Consider the following 16,840-nt stretch of genomic DNA (forward strand, 5'->3'; position numbering starts at 1 on the left):
CACTTTTTCATGAAACGCGAAACAGCCGATCTGACCCCCACCATGTCCATGCAACCCATCAGTCTCGACGTTCTGCGCGAGAAATATTTCAAGAATGATGAGAAGGATGTGGAGGAGTTGTATCGCCGAGTGGCACGTGCGCTGGCGTCCGTGGAGCGCGAAGACCTTCGCGAGCCTCTGGAAGCCAAATTCCTCGACAACCTGCGCATCGGCGCCATCGGTGCGGGCCGCATCATGAGCGCTGCCGGTACCGACATCCAGGCCACGCTGATCAACTGCTTCGTGCAGCCCGTGGGCGACTGCATCCAGGGCGTGGACGATGCGGGCTACCCCGGCATCTACGAGGCGCTGCGTGAGGCGGCCGAGACCATGCGCCGCGGCGGTGGCGTGGGCTACGACTTCTCGCGCATCCGTCCGCGCGGTGCGCTGGTCAAGGGCACCGCCTCGATGGCTTCGGGTCCGTGCAGCTACATCAATGTGTTCGACCAGTCCTGCTCCACCGTGGAGAGCGCCGGCGCGCGTCGCGGTGCGCAGATGGGCGTGCTGCGCATCGATCATCCAGATGTGCTCGACTTCATCACCGCCAAGCGCACACCGGGCCGCTGGAACAACTTCAACGTCTCGGTCGGCGTGCCCGACGGCTTCATGCAGGCCGTGGAGGCGGACGGCGAGTGGGAGCTGGTCCACGAGGCCACACCCGGCGAGGAACTGCAGAAGGCCGGTGCGCGTCAGCGCGGCGACGGCCAGTGGGTCTACCGCACGGTGCGTGCGCGCGATCTGTGGGACACCATCATGAAGTCGGCCTACGACTTCGCCGAGCCGGGCATTCTGTTCCTCGACCAGATCAACACCGACAACAACCTGCACTACGCGGAAAAGATCCAAGCGACCAACCCCTGCGGCGAGCAGCCGCTGCCGCCCTACGGCTGCTGCGACCTTGGCCCAATCATCCTCACGCGCTTCGTGCGCAACCCGTTCGGCATCAACGGCGCTGCGAAGTTCGACTTCGAGGCGTTCGAAGCCTCGGTCGCGCTGCAGGTGCGCGCGCTCGACAACGTGCTCGACCTCACCTTCTGGCCGCTCGAGCAGCAACGTGCCGAGTCCGCCGCCAAGCGCCGCATCGGCGTGGGCTTCACCGGCATGGGCAACACGCTGGCCATGCTCAAGCTGCGCTATGACCGCGAAGAGGGCCGCGAGATGGCGGTGAAGATCGCCGAGCACATGCGTGACGCGGCCTATACCGCGTCGGTCGAGCTGGCCAAGGAAAAGGGCGTGTTCCCCAAGTTCAACGCCGACGGCTATCTGGCCGCGGGCACGTTCGCCAGCCGCCTGCCCAAGGAGCTCAAGCAGCAGATCCGCAAGCACGGCATCCGCAACAGCCACCTGCTGTCGATCGCGCCCACCGGCACGGTGAGTCTGGCTTTCGCCGACAACGCGTCGAACGGCATCGAGCCGCCGTTCTCGTGGAGCTACACCCGCCGCAAGCGCGAGGCCGATGGCAGCAAGAGCGAGTACATCGTCGAGGACTACGCATGGCGCCTGTACAAGACGCTCGGCGGTGACGTCAACCAGCTGCCCGAGTACTTCGTGAGCGCGATGAACATGTCGGCCGGCGAGCACGTGGCGATGATGGAGGCGGTGCAGCCTTTCGTCGATACCGCCATCTCCAAGACGGTCAACGTGCCGGAAGACTATCCGTACGACGACTTCAAGAACCTCTATCTGCAGGCCTGGCATTCGGGCCTGAAGGGCCTGGCCACCTACCGCCCCAACAGCATTCTGGGCGCGGTGCTCGAAGTCACTCCCGCCCCCAAGGCCGAGGCTCCTGCGCCCGCCGCCGCCGTCGCGCCCGCACCGGCCATCGACCCGATGCGCACGATGATCGAAAGCCGTCCCAAGGGCGGACTGTCGGCCGTGGCGGAAAAGCTCGAGTACTGGACACAGGAAGGCCACAAGGCGCTGTACCTGATCGTCTCGTTCCTGCCGGTGCCCGATGGCCACGGCGGCTCGGTCGACCGCGCCATCGAGTTCTTCATGCCCGTGGGCCAGAGCGGCGAGTCGCAGCAGTGGATCACGTCGAGCATGCGCCTTCTGTCGCTGGCCGCGCGCGGCGGTTTCCTCGAACGCGCGCTCTCCGACATGCGCAAGGTGGCGTGGGATCGCGGCCCGGTGCGCCTTGGCTTCCACACCAAGGATGACGGCACCCGTGTGCCGCTGTGGCACGACTCCGAAGTCGCCGCCATCGCGTACGCGGTGCAGAACATCCTGGCGCAGCGCGCCGCGCCCCAGCAGCAGGTTCTGCCGCTTGGAGAGCCTGCGCTCACTGCGAATGCCGACATCGCCCAGAACGGCGGCAACCCGCCCACCATGGCTGGCAAGAAATGCCACGAATGCGGCGCGCACGCCGTGATCCGCAAGGATGGCTGCGATTACTGCACGCAATGTGGAGCACTGGGCAGCTGCGGCTGACAACCGATTCGCATCTCGGCTCACATCTCCGTTCGCATGGCCGCTCCATGCGAGCGGAGATGCCGTTTTGATCGGACTGTCCTCGCTCATGGCCCTGACGGGGCTGATCCGCGTGCGCCGACGCCGGAGCTGAGCGGCTTCGGGCAAGCGCCCGACATGGATGGTGGAAAGCAACGCATCGAGAGCTGCGTTGCTTTTTTGATTTGTGTCAGAGCGCGAATCGACGCTCTTTTTGGCGGCGGTTGAACGACAGCGTTTGTAAATTGATCAATATCAATTTGCATTGCTTATGGCGTCTCTAGACTGCGGCGATGAACAATCGGCCATCGCTCTCCACCAAGCTGCAGGTGCTTGGCGTCGCCTTTCTGCTGGTGGCGCTGGCATCCATCGGTTTCACGCTCTGGATCACCTGGCGGCTTGAGGGTGGGGCGGCTGCGGTCAACGAGGCAGGGCGGCTGCGCATGAACATGATGCGCATGGTGCTCGCGCACCAGCACGAAACGCCCGAGGCGCTGGCGCAGCGCATGCTGCACTTTGACGAATCGCTCGAGTTGCTGCGCGCGGGCGATCCCTCGCGCCCGTTGTTCGTGCCTTGGAACGATGAGGCGCGCACACACTACGCGCTGGTGCAGGGTGCGTGGTCGGCGCTCAAGGGCGACTGGCAGAAGCCTGCGCCGGTGGATGAAGTCCAGTCGCTGGAGCGAGCCGACCGGTTCGTCGCGTCGGTGGACATGTTCGTCGAATCCATCGAAACGCAGATCGCGCGCCTCACCGCCGCGCTGCATCTGTTCCAGCTCTTCATGGTGGCGCTGGCCATCGGCTCGGCGGTGGCGTTCATCGCGCTCAGCTATTTGCTGGTGCTCAACCCCGTCTCTCGGCTGCAGGATGCGCTCTCGCGGGTGCGAAAGGGCGACCTGGCCACGCGCATCGAGGTCGACAGCACGGACGAGTTCGGACAGCTCAACGCGGGCTTCAATCTGATGACGCATGCGCTGCAGTCCTCGCATGAAGACCTCGAGCAGAAGGTACGGGAAAAGACCGCGAGCATCAACGTTCAGAACCAGCGGCTTGCGGCGCTCTACGCGGTGAGCGCGCTGGCCGCCGAAGCCGGTGATCTGCACACGCTGACCCGGGGTTTCATTCAGGAGATCAAGAAGGTCGCCGCCTGCGATGCGGCCGTGGTGCGCTGGTCCGACGAGACCAACGAGCGCTACATGATGCTCGCCTCCGACGGCATGCCCGAGGCGGTGCAGGACGAGGAGCAGTGCCTGATGGCGGGCAGCTGCGAATGCGGCCAGTCACTGGACGGCGAACCGGCGGCGATGCGCGTGATCTCGCTGGTGCCCAAGGGCTCGCATGACAAGGGGCTCTCGCACTGCCTGCAGGCGGGTTTTCGCACCGTGGTGAGCATTCCCGTGCAGTTGCAGCAGCGGGTGCTCGGCGAGGTGGACCTGTTCTTTCGCACGCACGAGGAACTCAGCGACGGCATGCGCGACCTGCTCACGACCATGGCCCACCATCTCGCGAATTCGATGGAGAGCATGCGGGTGACGGCGCTCGAACGCGAGGCCGCCGTGGCGCAGGAGCGCAGCCTGATCGCGCGCGAGCTGCACGACTCGATCGCGCAGTCGCTCGCGTTTCTCAAGATCCAGACGCATCTGCTGCGCGATGCCGTCGCGCGCAAGGACGAGGGCGCGCGCAACCGCACGATGGACGAGCTCGAGATCGGCGTGCAGGAGTGCTACAACGATGTGCGCGAGCTGCTGATCCACTTTCGCACGCGCACGCAGGACGAGGACATCGAGGACGCGCTGCGCTCCACGCTCTCCAAGTTTGAGCACCAGACCGGCGTGGCGACCACGCTGGCGATGCATGGCCACGGCTATCCGCTCGCGCCCGATGTGCAGATTCAGGTGCTGCACATCGTGCAGGAGGCGCTCTCCAACGTGCGCAAGCACGCCGGTGCCACGCGCGTCGATCTGCTGGTGCAGCGGCATCCGTTCTGGCGCTTCGAGGTGCTGGACAACGGCTGCGGGTTCGTGCTCGCCGATGTGCCGCCCGATTCGCTGCATGTCGGCCTTGGCATCATGAAGGAGCGCGCAGAGCGCATCAGCGCACGGCTCGAGGTGCGCGCGCGCGAGCCCGGTCCGGGAACGAGCGTGGTGGTGCAGTTGCCGCTGGCGGCAGGGCAGCTCGCGCCCGGCAAGAGCGGGCGGGCAAAGAATTTGGTTTCTCTCGATTCCCCATGAACACTCAGGTAAGCGTCTTTCTGATTGACGACCACACGCTGTTGCGTCGCGGTCTGGTGGCGTTGCTCGCGCAGCAGCCCGATCTCAAGGTGGTCGGCGAGGCGGCCGACGCAGGTCAGGCGCTGCGGCTGGTGCCCGAGCTGCGGCCCGACGTGATCCTGCTCGACAACCATCTGCCCGGCGTGACCGGCATCGACGCGATTGCCGGGCTGCGCGAAGCATCTCCGCACAGCCGCATCCTCATGCTCACCGTGAGCGAGGATGGACAGGACCTCGCGGCCGCGCTGCGCAAGGGCGCACAGGGCTATCTGCTCAAGACCATCGAGGGCCACATGCTGGCCGATTCCATCCACCGCGCGATGCGCGGCGAGTCGGTGGTCAGCCCCGAGATGATGGGCAAGCTCGTCGCCGCGCTGCGCTCGCAGGAGCCCGCAGCCGCGGAGGACGCGGTGAGCGAGCCTGCGCCGGAGGCGCAGCCGCAGCTCTCGCCGCGCGAAGAGGAAGTGCTGGGCGAAATCGCGCGTGGCGCGAGCAACAAGGAGATTGCGCGCACGCTCGACATCGCCGAGACCACGGTGAAGATCCATGTGCAGCACATCCTGCGCAAGCTCGGCCTGAGCTCGCGGGTGCAGGCGGCGGTCTATGCGTCCGACCGCGTGCGTGCGGTGGATCGACCCAGCTGATCCCGTCGGCGGCAAGCTGACACGGTCCTTGCAACGGCGTCCGAATACTCCCTCATAGTTCTTTGGGAGTATGCGCGCAAGGATCACCATCGTTCTTTCGCCGATATCCGAGCGTCCGGGCGAAGGATGTTCAGCCTTGAGCGAAAACCCGACCATCAAGCCATCTACCAAAAGAGGGCTTCCCCATGGTCAATACGTCGATCGATGCCACCACAAGTGGCGCAACCCGCGCGGTTGACGACGCCACCCAGAAACGTCGTGCGTGGTCGGTGCTGATCGTCAGCACGCTGGCCTTCACCGTGTGCTTCATGGTCTGGATGATGTTCGGCGTGATCGGCATTCCGATCAAGAAGATGCTGAACCTGAACTCCACCCAGTTCGGCCTGCTCACCGCCATGCCGGTGCTCACCGGCTCGCTGGTGCGCGTGCCGCTCGGCATCTGGACCGACAAGTACGGCGGCCGCATCGTCATGACGATTCTCATGGCGCTCACCGTTCCCGCCATCTGGATGATGGGCTACGCGACCGAGTACTGGCACTTCCTCGTCGCGGGGCTGTTCGTCGGTCTGGCAGGGGGCGCGTTCTCGGTGGGCACGCCCTATGTGGCGCGCTGGTTTCCGAAGGACCGTCAGGGCATGGCGATGGGCGTCTACGGCGCTGGCAACTCGGGCGCCGCGGTCAACAAGTTCGTCGCGCCGGTGATTCTCGTGGCGTTCGGCTGGGCCGCCGTTCCGCATGTGTACGCGGCCATCATGCTCGGAGCGGTGATCCTGTTCTGGCTCTTCAGCTACAGCGATCCATCGCACCTCGTGGCCAGCAACGTGAGCTTCACCGACCAGCTGAAGGCGCTCAAGGACCCCAAGGTTCTCAAGTACTGCCAGTACTACAGCATCGTGTTCGGCGGCTACGTGGCGCTGTCGCTGTGGATGGTGCAGTACTACGTCGGCGAATACGGTCTTGACATCCGCGTGGCCGCGCTGCTGGCGGCCTGCTTCTCGCTGCCCGGCGGCGTGCTGCGCGCCATCGGCGGTGTGCTGAGCGACAAGTACGGCGCGCACGCCGTCACCTGGTGGGTGATGTGGGTGAGCTGGATCTGCCTGTTCCTGCTGTCGTATCCGCAGACGGACTTCACCATCCTCACGGTCAACGGACCCACCACCTTCCACATCGGTCTGAACGTCTACGCGTTCACCGGCCTGATGTTCGTGCTCGGCATCGCGTGGGCCTTCGGCAAGGCCAGCGTCTTCAAGTACATCAGCAACGACTACCCCGGAAACATCGGCGCGATCAGCGGCATCGTGGGTCTGGCCGGCGGTCTGGGCGGCTTCATTCTGCCGATCCTGTTCGGTGTGCTCATGGACTGGACCGGCATCCGCTCGAGCGCCTTCATGCTGATGTACGGCGTGGTCTGGGTGTCGCTGATCTGGATGTATTTCACCGAGGTGCGCCGCACCAACGTGATGGCGGCTTCCTGAACTGCATTCAGGCTGCGTTCAATTTCTCTGGAGACTTTCATGTCAAACCAAACTGCAACCCTGGGAGCACGCCGCAAAGGCCGGATGCTCACGCTCTGGACGCCGGAGGACAAGGCCTTCTGGCAGCGCGAGGGCGAGGCCATCGCCCGCGTGAACCTGTGGATCTCGGTGCCCTCGCTGTTCCTTGCCTTCTGCATCTGGCAGGTGTGGAGCGTGGTCGCCGTGAACCTGCCGGCGATGGGCTTCAAATATTCGACCAACCAGCTGTTCTGGTTGGCTGCGGCGCCCGCGCTCTCGGGTGCGACGCTGCGCATCTTCTACTCGTTCATGATTCCGGTGTTCGGCGGCCGTCGCTGGACCGCGATCTCCACCGCGTCGCTGCTGATCCCCGCGCTCGGCATCGGCTACGCGGTGCAGGACCACAACACCGGCTATCCCACCATGCTGATGCTCGCGCTGCTGTGCGGCCTCGGCGGTGGGAACTTCAGCTCGAGCATGGCCAACATCAGCTTCTTCTTTCCGAAGGAGCGCAAGGGCTCGGCGCTCGGCGTGAACGCGGGCCTTGGCAACCTGGGCGTGTCGGCGGTGCAGTTCCTGAGCCCGCTGGTCATCACGGCCGGCGTGTTCGGCGTGCTCGGCGGGGATCCTCAGACCATCGTGAAGGCCGGTCAGACGCAGACCATCTGGGCGCAGAACGCCGCGTTCATCTGGGTGCCATGGATCGCGCTGTGCTCCATTGCCGCATGGTTCGGCATGAACGACATCGCCGACGCCAGGGCCAGCTTCGCCGACCAGGCCTCGATCTTCCGCAACAAGCACAACTGGGTGATGTGCGTGCTGTACCTCGGCACCTTCGGCTCGTTCATCGGCTTCGCCGCCGGCTTTCCGTTGCTCATCAAGGCGCTCTTCCCGCAGGTCAATCCACTCGCCTATGCCTGGATGGGCCCGCTGGTCGGCGCGCTCGTGCGGCCCTTCGGCGGATGGCTGGCCGACAAGATCGGCGGCGGCGTGGTGACGTTCTGGAACTTCATGGTCATGGCGCTGGCGGTGATCGGCGTGCTGTATTTCCTGCCCAAGGGCTCGGGCGGCTTCGTGTTCCCGTTCGGCCCGGCCGAAGGCAGCTTCGCGGGCTTCTTCGCGATGTTCCTGGTGCTGTTCTGCACCACCGGCATCGGCAACGGATCGACCTTCCGCATGATCCCCGTGATCTTCCTCACGCAGAAGATGCGCCGCGTGCGCGAAGGCGACGAGGCCGCGAAGGCGCAGGCCATCAAGGAAGGCAACACCGAAGGCGCAGCCGCCGTGGGCTTTGCCGGAGCGCTGGGCGCGTATGGCGGCTTCTTCATCCCCAAGAGCTATGGCAGCTCGATTGCCGCCACCGGCGGGCCCGAGATGGCTCTGTGGTGCTTCGCGATCTTCTATGTGGTCTGCGTCGTCATCACCTGGTGGTTCTACTCGCGCAAGAACGCCGAGATGCCCTGCTGATCTCTTCTCGCCCCCCGACATAACAAGACAAGTCAGTTCAATTTTTGGAGTTCCACGATGAGCCACTTTCTCGACAGACTCACGTATTTCTCGCAGCCCACGGAGAGCTTCTCCGGTGGGCACGGGCAGACCAACGGTGAAGACCGCACATGGGAGGACGCCTACCGTGATCGCTGGGCGCATGACAAGATCGTGCGTTCGACGCATGGCGTGAACTGCACCGGTTCGTGCTCGTGGAAGATCTACGTGAAGGGCGGCATCGTCACCTGGGAAACCCAGCAGACCGACTACCCGCGCACGCGCCCCGATCTGCCCAACCACGAGCCGCGCGGCTGCGCGCGCGGCGCGAGCTACAGCTGGTATCTCTACAGCGCCAACCGCGTGAAGTACCCGATGGTGCGCGGCCGTCTGCTCAAGCACTGGCGCGCGGCGCTCGCCGTGGCCGCCAGCCCGGTCGACGCCTGGGCCAACATCGTCGAGAACCAGAGCGCACGCAGCGAATGGCAAAAGCAGCGCGGCTTGGGCGGCTTCGTTCGCAGCACCTGGGACGAGGTCAACCAGATCATCGCCGCGTCCAACATCTACACTATCAAGAAGCATGGCCCGGACCGCATCATCGGCTTCTCGCCGATTCCCGCGATGTCGATGATCTCGTATGCCGCAGGCAGCCGCTACCTGAGCCTCATCGGCGGCGTCTGCATGAGCTTCTACGACTGGTACTGCGACCTGCCACCGGCCAGCCCGCAGACCTGGGGCGAGCAGACCGACGTGCCCGAATCCGCAGACTGGTACAACTCCACGTACCTCATCGCCTGGGGCTCGAACGTGCCGCAGACGCGCACCCCCGACGCCCACTTCTTCACCGAAGTGCGCTACAAGGGCGCGAAGGTCGTGGCGGTCACGCCCGACTATTCCGAGGTCGCCAAGCTCGCCGATCTGTGGATGCATCCGACGCAGGGCACCGACGCCGCCGTCGCGATGGCGATGGGCCATGTGATCTTGAAGGAGTTCTACTTCGACAAGAAGAGCGCCTATTTCGACGAGTACGCGCGCCGCTACACCGACCTGCCGCTGCTCGTGGTGCTCAAGGAAAAGACGCTGCCCGACGGCCGCAAGGCGATGGTGCCCGACCGCTACGTGCGGGCGAGCGATTTTGACGCCAAGCTCGGCCAGGAAAACCATCCCGACTGGAAGACCGTGGCGTTCGAGCAGGACGGCCGCGTGGTCGTGCCCAACGGCTCCATCGGCTTCCGCTGGGGTGCGGAAGGCCGCGAGGATCAGGGGCTGTGGAACCTCGAGACCAAGGAAGCGGGCGGCAGCGAAGTGCGCCTCAAGCTCTCGGTGCTCGAAGACGCGAGCGTCGAGCATTCGGTGGCCGATGTCGCGTTCCCGTATTTCGGCGGCGTCGAGTCGCCCAACTTCAAGCACAACGACCAGGACGGCGACGTGCTGGTGCGCCGCGTGCCCGTGTCGCATCTCGAACTGTCCGGTGACGGCATCGAAGGCCGCGTGGCCGTGGCCACGGTGTTCGACCTGCTGGCCGCCAACTACGGCGTCCATCGCGGCCTTGAAGGCGAAGGTCCGGCGATCAGCTATGACGACAACGTGCCCTACACACCCGCATGGCAGGAGCTGATCACCGGCGTGCCGCGCGATCAGGTGATCCGCACCGCGCGCGAATTCGCCGACAACGCCGACAAGACGCATGGCAAATCGATGGTCATCATCGGCGCGGCGATGAACCACTGGTACCACTGCGACATGAACTACCGCGGCATCATCAACATGCTGATGCTGTGCGGCTGCATCGGCCAGAGCGGTGGTGGCTGGGCGCACTACGTGGGTCAGGAAAAGCTGCGTCCGCAGACCGGCTGGACGGCGCTTGCGTTCGCGCTCGACTGGATGCGTCCGCCGCGCCAGCAGAACTCCACGAGCTTCTTCTACGCGCACACCGACCAGTGGCGCTACGAGAAGCTGGGCGTCGAAGAGGTGCTCTCGCCGCTCGCCGACAAGCGCGACTACAGCGGCTCGATGATCGACTACAACGTGCGTGCCGAGCGCATGGGCTGGCTGCCGAGTGCGCCGCAGCTCAAGACCAATCCGCTGCAGGTGGTGCGCGACGCGCAGGCCGCGAACGTGGATGCGAAGGAGTATGTGGTCAAGTCGCTCAAGGACGGGTCGATGCAGATGAGCTGCGAGGATCCGGACCATCCCGCCAACTGGCCGCGCAACATGTTCGTGTGGCGCTCCAACATTCTGGGCTCGTCGGGCAAGGGGCATGAGTACTTCCTCAAGCACCTGCTGGGCACGACCAACGGCGTGCAGGGCAAGGACCTGGGCCCGCAGGAGGCCAAGCCCGAAGAGGTGCACTGGCATGCGAACGGCCCCGAAGGCAAGCTCGACCTGCTGGTCACGCTCGACTTCCGCATGAGCACGACCTGCCTGTATTCCGACATCGTGCTGCCCACGGCCACCTGGTACGAGAAGAACGACCTCAACACCAGCGACATGCATCCGTTCATCCACCCGCTGTCCGCCGCCGTCGATCCCGCATGGCAGGCAAAGAGCGACTGGGAGATCTACAAGGGCTTCGCCAAGACCTTCAGCGAACTGTGCGTCGGCCACCTCGGCGTGGAAAAGGAAGTGGTGCTCACGCCCATCATGCACGACACCGCGGCCGAACTCGCGCAGCCCTACGGCGTGCGTGACTGGAAGCGCGGCGAGTGCGATCTCATCCCCGGAAAGACCGCGCCGCAGATCGCCGTGGTCGAGCGCGACTACCCGAACGTCTACAAGCGCTTCACCGCCCTCGGCCCGCTGATGGAGAAGGTCGGCAACGGCGGCAAGGGCATCGGCTGGAACACGCAGACCGAAGTGGCGCAGCTCGGCGATCTGAACGGCCGCGTGCGCGAAGAGGGCGTGACCAAGGGCATGCCGCGCATCGTGACCGACATCGACGCGACCGAAGTGGTGATGATGCTCGCGCCCGAAACCAACGGCCACGTGGCCTGCAAGGCATGGGAGGCGCTGGGCAAACAGACCGGTCTCGACCACGTGCATCTGGCGCTGCACCGCGAGGACGAGAAGATCCGCTTTCGCGACATCCAGGCGCAGCCGCGCAAGATCATCAGCTCGCCGACCTGGTCGGGCCTCGAGAGCGAGAAGGTCAGCTACAACGCGGGCTACACCAACGTGCATGAAATGATCCCATGGCGCACGCTCACCGGCCGCCAGCAGTTCTATCAGGACCATCCGTGGATGCGCGACTTCGGTGAAGGTCTCGTCAGCTACCGTCCGCCCGTGCATCTGAAGACGCTGCACGAAGTGGAGGGCAAGAAGCCCAACGGCAATCCAGAGATCGCGCTGAACTTCATCACGCCGCACCAGAAGTGGGGCATCCACAGCACGTACAGCGACAACCTGCACATGCTCACGTTGAACCGTGGCGGCCCGGTGGTGTGGCTCAGCGAGGACGACGCCCGGCGCGCCGGCATCGAGGACAACGACTGGGTCGAGCTGTTCAACACCAACGGCGCGATCGCTGCCCGTGCGGTGGTGAGCCAGCGCGTGAGCCAGGGCATGGTGATGATGTACCACGCACAGGAAAAGATCATCAACACCCCCGGCTCGGAGATCTCCGGCACGCGTGGCGGCATCCACAACTCGGTCACCCGGATCGTGCTCAAGCCCACCCACATGATCGGCGGCTACGCGCAGTACAGCTACGGCTTCAACTACTACGGAACCATCGGCACCAACCGCGACGAGTTCGTTCTGGTGCGCAAGATGCGCCGCGTCGATTGGCTCGACGAAGAGTCGAACCCAAACACAACGCACGCCTGAGCACACCACAAGGAGAATCACGATGAAAGTACGCGCGCAAATCGGCATGGTGCTCAACCTGGACAAGTGCATCGGCTGCCATACCTGCTCCGTCACCTGCAAGAACGTGTGGACCAGCCGCCCCGGCATGGAATACGCATGGTTCAACAACGTGGAGACCAAGCCCGGCATCGGCTACCCCAAGGAATGGGAGAACCAGGACAAGTGGAACGGCGGCTGGACGCGTCAGGCGGACGGCTCGATCACGCCGCGCCAGGGCGGCAAATGGAAGCTGCTGATGCGCATCTTCGCCAACCCGAACCTGCCCCAGATCGACGACTACTACGAGCCCTTCACCTTCGACTACGAGCACCTGCAGTCGGCCAAGGAAAGCAAGGCCGCGCCCACCGCGCGCCCGCGCAGCCTGATCACCGGCCAGCGCATGGAGAAGATCGAATGGGGTCCGAACTGGGAGGAAATTCTGGGCGGTGAATTCAGCAAGCGCAGCAAGGACGTGAACTTCGAGGACGTGCAGAAGGACATCTACGGCCAGTTCGAGAACACCTTCATGATGTACCTGCCGCGCCTGTGCGAGCACTGCCTGAATCCGGCGTGCGTGGCGTCGTGCCCCTCGGGCTCGATCTACAAGCGCGAGGAAGACGGCATCGTGCTGATCGACCAGGACAAGTGCCGCGGCTGGCGCATGTGCGTCTCGGGCTGCCCCTACAAGAAGATCTACTACAACTGGCAGAGTGGCAAGGCCGAGAAGTGCATCTTCTGCTATCCGCGCATCGAGGCGGGTCAGCCCACGGTGTGCTCGGAAACCTGCGTGGGCCGCATCCGCTATCTCGGCGTGATGCTGTACGACGCGGACCGCATCGCCGAAGCCGCGAGCGTGGAAAAGGACAAGGACCTCTACGAAGCGCAGATGAGCATCTTCCTTGACCCGAACGATCCGGAAGTCATCAAGCAGGCGCGCATCGACGGCATCACCGACGACTGGATGGAGGCCGCGCGCAAGAGCCCGGTCTACAAGATGGCCGTGGATTGGAGGGTCGCGCTGCCGCTGCACCCCGAGTACCGCACGCTGCCCATGGTCTGGTATGTGCCGCCGCTCTCGCCGATCACCTCGGCGGCCAATGCCGGTCAGCTCAGCGCCAACGGCGAGATTCCCGACGTGTCGCAACTGCGCATTCCGGTGCAGTACCTCGCCAACCTGCTCACCGCAGGAGACCGCGTGCCCGTGGTGCGCGCGCTTGAACGCATGCTCGCGATGCGCGCCTTCCAGCGCGAGAAGCATGTCGACCAGCGAGAGAACCTCAAGGTGCTGCAGCAGGTGGGACTGACGGCCGACGAGGTCGAGGACATGTACCACGTGATGGCGATCGCGAACTACGAGGACCGCTTCGTGATTCCGTCTGCGCACCGCGAGTACGCGGAAAACGCCTTCGATCTGCGCGGCGGCTGCGGCTTCTCGTTCGGCAATGGCTGCTCGGACGGCGCCACGGAAACCAGCATGTTCGGTGGCAAGAAGCAGCGCACCATCCCGATCAAGGCGACGGTCTGACGCGGCAGAAGAAAAGGAAAACGAAGATGTTCAAGACCACACCTCCATCGCTGCGTTACACGCTCCGAGTGCTGGCCCGCCTGCTCGCCTACCCCGACGTGCAGCTCTTCAGCGAACTGACGCCCATGGTCGATGCCCTGCGCATGGAGCAGGCACTGCCACGCGCGCGAATCGACGAGATCGAGCAGCTGTGCTCGCACCTTGCCACGCTCGGCGAGTGGGAAGCGCAGGCGCGCTACGTCGATCTCTTTGATCGCGGCCACAAGACCTCGCTGCACCTGTTCGAGCATGTGCACGGCGACTCGCGTGATCGCGGTCCGGCGCTGGTCGATCTGCAGCAGACCTACGAGAAGGCCGGTCTGATGTTCGATGCGAACGAGCTGCCCGATCACCTGCCCGTGGTGCTCGAATTCGCGTCCACGCAGCCGCCCGAGATCGCTCAGGAATTCCTCGGCGAGATGGTCGAGATCCTCAATGCGATCTTCTCCGCGCTGGTGCACAAGGACAGCCCGTACGCGAGCGTGATCGCGGCGGTGCTGGAAGTGGCGGGCGCCAAGGCCCATGCAGTCGCCATCGATCCCGAGCCCGACATGGACGAGACCTGGATGGAACCTGAGGCCTTCATCGGCTGCAGCACCAAGGGCCAGTCGCGCCCCGGTGCGGAGCAGCCCGTGCACTTCGTGCGCAAGTCCGATCTTTCGAATCAACACACTGGAGTCTCAGCATGAACGCCTGGCTCAATACCCTTCTGTTCGGCATCTATCCGTATGTCTGTCTGGCGGTCTTCTTCATCGGCAGCTGGATGCGCTTTGACCGCGACCAGTACACCTGGAAGACCGATTCGTCGCAGCTGCTGCGCAAGGGCAGTCTGCGCTGGGGCAGCAACCTGTTTCACATCGGCGTGCTGTTCCTGTTCTTCGGCCACACCGTCGGCATGCTCACGCCGCACTTCGTCTACGAAGGCTTCATGAGCGCGGGCAGCAAGCAGCTCATGGCGATGGTGAGCGGCGGCATTGCGGGCTTTCTCGCATTCGTCGGCGTGACGCTGCTGCTGGTGCGCCGACTGGGCGACGTGCGCATCCGCGTGACCTCGAAGACCAGCGACATCGCGCTGCTGTGGCTGCTGTGGATTCAACTGGCATTGGGCCTCGCGACGATTCCGCTGTCGGCCCAGCATCTGGACGGCGGCATGATGATGAAGCTCGCCGAATGGGCGCAGCGTCTGGTCACCTTCCGCTCGGGCGGCGTGGAACTGCTGGCCGACGCGAGCTGGATCTTCAAGGCCCACATGTTCCTTGGCATGAGCCTGTTCCTGATATTCCCGTTCACCCGACTCGTGCACGTGTGGAGCGGCTTCGCAACGCTGGCCTATCTGCGCCGTCCCTACCAGGTGGTGCGCGCGCGTCGCCTGAATTTGCCCGCTGGGCACAACAATGCACCCGGCAGCCGCAACGGCGCGGTCTGACAGAGCCACGAGGAGATGACCATGTCACACGGAGATCATGTCTGCACCTGCGCTTCTTCCGGTGGAGGAGGCGGCGGTGGCTGCGGCGGCGGCGCGTCACGCATGGGGGAGGGCGACATCGCCCTGCCATTGTCTGTGCCTGTAGCGCGCGTCAACGGCGTGCCGCTGTATGCGTCCAACGAATCGCCCGACACCGAGGCGCTGCGCCAGCGCGCGTGCACCGAACTGCTGCGCCAGCAGGCCCAGTTCAAGGGTCTGCTGGACCTGTCCGACCAGCCGATGGTGCAGGGCGCCATCAGCCAGGCCGCCGAGCGCGCCATCGAGCAACTGCTCGAGCGCGATCTGCAGTTGCCCGAGCCGACCGAAGAGGCCTGCGAGCGCTACCACGCGGCGCATCCGGTGTTTCTCAACGAGCAGGTGCGACTGCGCCACGTGCTGTTTGCGGTGACGCCGGGCGTTGACGTGAACGCGCTGCGCAAACGCGCCGAAGCCTGCCTGCTCGAGCTGCGCGTGGCAGGAACGCAGGAGTCCGCGCGCTTTGCCGATGTGGCACGCGAGCTCTCGAACTGCCCGAGCGGCCGCGAGGGAGGCGAGCTCGGCTGGCTCTCGCGTGACGACTGCGCGCCGGAGTTTGCGTCGGAGGTGTTCTCGTCCGCCGAGGTGGGCGTGCTCTCGCGGTTGGTGCACAGCCGCTTTGGCCTGCATGTGGTCGAGGTGCTGGAGCGCAAGAACGGCCAGCCCATTGCCTACACGGACGCCCGCGCGGGCGTGGTGCGGGCGCTCGAGCAGCAGGCGTGGACCAATGCCGTGCGCCAGTACCTGCAGGTGCTGGCGGGCAATGCGGCGATCGAGGGCGTGCAGCTCGACGCGGCCGATTCGCCGCTGGTGCAGTAGCGACGACTCAACGATGCAAGCAAGGAGTGCACATGCCCGATGACGACCTGTTGCAGCGCCTGCGCTGCTTTCACAGCGATGCCTTCCCGCGCTACCGCGAGCAGTTCCAGTCGCTGGTGGATGAGGGGCAGCATCCGAACACCTTGTTCATCGGCTGCTCGGATTCACGACTGGTGCCGTATCTGCTGACGGGCGCGGGACCGGGAGAGCTTTTTCTGGTGCGCAACGTTGGCGCCTTCGTGCCGCCGTATGACGGCTCGCAGGGTCACCACGGCACGGCGGCGGCCATCGAGTTCGCGGTGCTCAACCTGAACGTGAGCCGCATCGTGGTCTGTGGCCACAGCCACTGTGGCGGCATCAAGGCGATGTACGGCGAGATCTCGCCCGAGGCGAAAAATCTCGACCGCTGGCTCGATCTCGGCCGTGACGCGGTGCTGCCGGTGCAGCCCACACCCGAGGCGCTGCGCCGCACCGAGCAGCGCGCGGTGGTGCTGCAACTGGAGCGGCTCATGGGCTATCCGATGGTGAAGCGGCGCGTGGAAGACGGCCGCATCACGCTGCACGGCTGGCACTACGTGATCGAGGAGGGACAGGTCTATGTGTTTGACGTGAGCGACGGATCGTTCACGCCCGCATCGCTGGCGACGAGCAGCAGCACGGGGCCGGAGACCGGCCTGCTGACGCACGACGCCTACAGCAGCAGCCAGTGATCGCGGTGAACCGGAGCCTCC

General features: G+C 64.8%; 11 protein-coding genes. All 11 read left to right on the top strand.

The features are described from left to right. Positions 1 to 9: 9 nt before the first annotated feature. The 11 genes from ISG32_RS00725 to ISG32_RS00775 all read left to right on the top strand — a co-directional run bounded on the left by ISG32_RS00725 (position 10) and on the right by ISG32_RS00775 (position 16,819). Complete coding sequence (locus ISG32_RS00725; RefSeq protein ID WP_194769116.1) at positions 10 to 2,469, top strand: adenosylcobalamin-dependent ribonucleoside-diphosphate reductase; 2,460 nt, start codon at positions 10 to 12, stop codon at positions 2,467 to 2,469. A gap of 311 nt (positions 2,470 to 2,780) precedes the next feature. Beyond that, positions 2,781 to 4,718, top strand: a complete 1,938-nt coding sequence (locus tag ISG32_RS00730; RefSeq protein WP_194769117.1) for a type IV pili methyl-accepting chemotaxis transducer N-terminal domain-containing protein — start codon at positions 2,781 to 2,783, stop codon at positions 4,716 to 4,718. After that, positions 4,715 to 5,401 (top strand): response regulator, encoded by a 687-nt coding sequence (locus ISG32_RS00735; protein ID WP_194769118.1) that lies wholly within the window; start codon positions 4,715 to 4,717, stop codon positions 5,399 to 5,401. The genes ISG32_RS00730 and ISG32_RS00735 overlap by 4 nt, the downstream gene beginning before the upstream one ends. 185 nt (positions 5,402 to 5,586) lie before the next feature. Then, on the top strand, positions 5,587 to 6,876 hold the full coding sequence (locus ISG32_RS00740) for an MFS transporter (protein WP_228529512.1): 1,290 nt from the start codon (positions 5,587 to 5,589) through the stop codon (positions 6,874 to 6,876). Between the two features lie 39 nt (positions 6,877 to 6,915). Next, a complete protein-coding gene (locus tag ISG32_RS00745) occupies positions 6,916 to 8,361 on the top strand; it encodes an MFS transporter (RefSeq protein WP_194769119.1) in 1,446 nt (481 codons plus the stop codon). A 57-nt stretch (positions 8,362 to 8,418) separates the two neighbouring features. Further along, entirely contained in the window at positions 8,419 to 12,204 is a 3,786-nt protein-coding gene (locus tag ISG32_RS00750; RefSeq protein ID WP_194769120.1) for a nitrate reductase subunit alpha, read from the top strand. Between the two features lie 22 nt (positions 12,205 to 12,226). After that, entirely contained in the window at positions 12,227 to 13,750 is a 1,524-nt protein-coding gene (gene narH, locus ISG32_RS00755) for a nitrate reductase subunit beta (protein WP_194769121.1), read from the top strand. Positions 13,751 to 13,776: 26 nt separating this feature from the next. Next, positions 13,777 to 14,478, top strand: a complete 702-nt coding sequence (narJ, locus tag ISG32_RS00760) for a nitrate reductase molybdenum cofactor assembly chaperone (protein WP_194769122.1) — start codon at positions 13,777 to 13,779, stop codon at positions 14,476 to 14,478. Then, entirely contained in the window at positions 14,475 to 15,215 is a 741-nt protein-coding gene (narI, locus tag ISG32_RS00765) for a respiratory nitrate reductase subunit gamma (protein ID WP_194769123.1), read from the top strand. Before narJ ends, narI begins: the two co-directional genes overlap by 4 nt. A 21-nt stretch (positions 15,216 to 15,236) precedes the next feature. Beyond that, positions 15,237 to 16,109 carry a peptidylprolyl isomerase gene (locus ISG32_RS00770; RefSeq protein WP_407645013.1) on the top strand — a complete coding sequence of 291 codons (873 nt, stop codon included), beginning with the start codon at positions 15,237 to 15,239 and terminating at the stop codon, positions 16,107 to 16,109. Positions 16,110 to 16,141: 32 nt separating this feature from the next. Beyond that, positions 16,142 to 16,819, top strand: coding sequence for a carbonic anhydrase (locus ISG32_RS00775; protein WP_194769124.1), 678 nt, complete (start codon positions 16,142 to 16,144; stop codon positions 16,817 to 16,819). The last annotated feature ends 21 nt before the right edge of the window (positions 16,820 to 16,840 follow it).

Origin of the sequence: Diaphorobacter caeni (assembly GCF_015354245.1) — a bacterium.
GTDB lineage: Bacteria > Pseudomonadota > Gammaproteobacteria > Burkholderiales > Burkholderiaceae_C > Diaphorobacter_A > Diaphorobacter_A caeni.

Coding starts and splice junctions, on each gene's coding strand:
- ISG32_RS00725 (WP_194769116.1), top strand. CDS start 10: ATGAAACGCGAAACAGCCGATCTGACCCCCACCATGTCCATGCAACCC.
- ISG32_RS00745 (WP_194769119.1), top strand. CDS start 6,916: ATGTCAAACCAAACTGCAACCCTGGGAGCACGCCGCAAAGGCCGGATG.
- ISG32_RS00750 (WP_194769120.1), top strand. CDS start 8,419: ATGAGCCACTTTCTCGACAGACTCACGTATTTCTCGCAGCCCACGGAG.
- ISG32_RS00770 (WP_407645013.1), top strand. CDS start 15,237: ATGTCACACGGAGATCATGTCTGCACCTGCGCTTCTTCCGGTGGAGGA.
- ISG32_RS00730 (WP_194769117.1), top strand. CDS start 2,781: ATGAACAATCGGCCATCGCTCTCCACCAAGCTGCAGGTGCTTGGCGTC.
- ISG32_RS00735 (WP_194769118.1), top strand. CDS start 4,715: ATGAACACTCAGGTAAGCGTCTTTCTGATTGACGACCACACGCTGTTG.
- narI (WP_194769123.1), top strand. CDS start 14,475: ATGAACGCCTGGCTCAATACCCTTCTGTTCGGCATCTATCCGTATGTC.
- ISG32_RS00775 (WP_194769124.1), top strand. CDS start 16,142: ATGCCCGATGACGACCTGTTGCAGCGCCTGCGCTGCTTTCACAGCGAT.
- ISG32_RS00740 (WP_228529512.1), top strand. CDS start 5,587: ATGGTCAATACGTCGATCGATGCCACCACAAGTGGCGCAACCCGCGCG.
- narJ (WP_194769122.1), top strand. CDS start 13,777: ATGTTCAAGACCACACCTCCATCGCTGCGTTACACGCTCCGAGTGCTG.
- narH (WP_194769121.1), top strand. CDS start 12,227: ATGAAAGTACGCGCGCAAATCGGCATGGTGCTCAACCTGGACAAGTGC.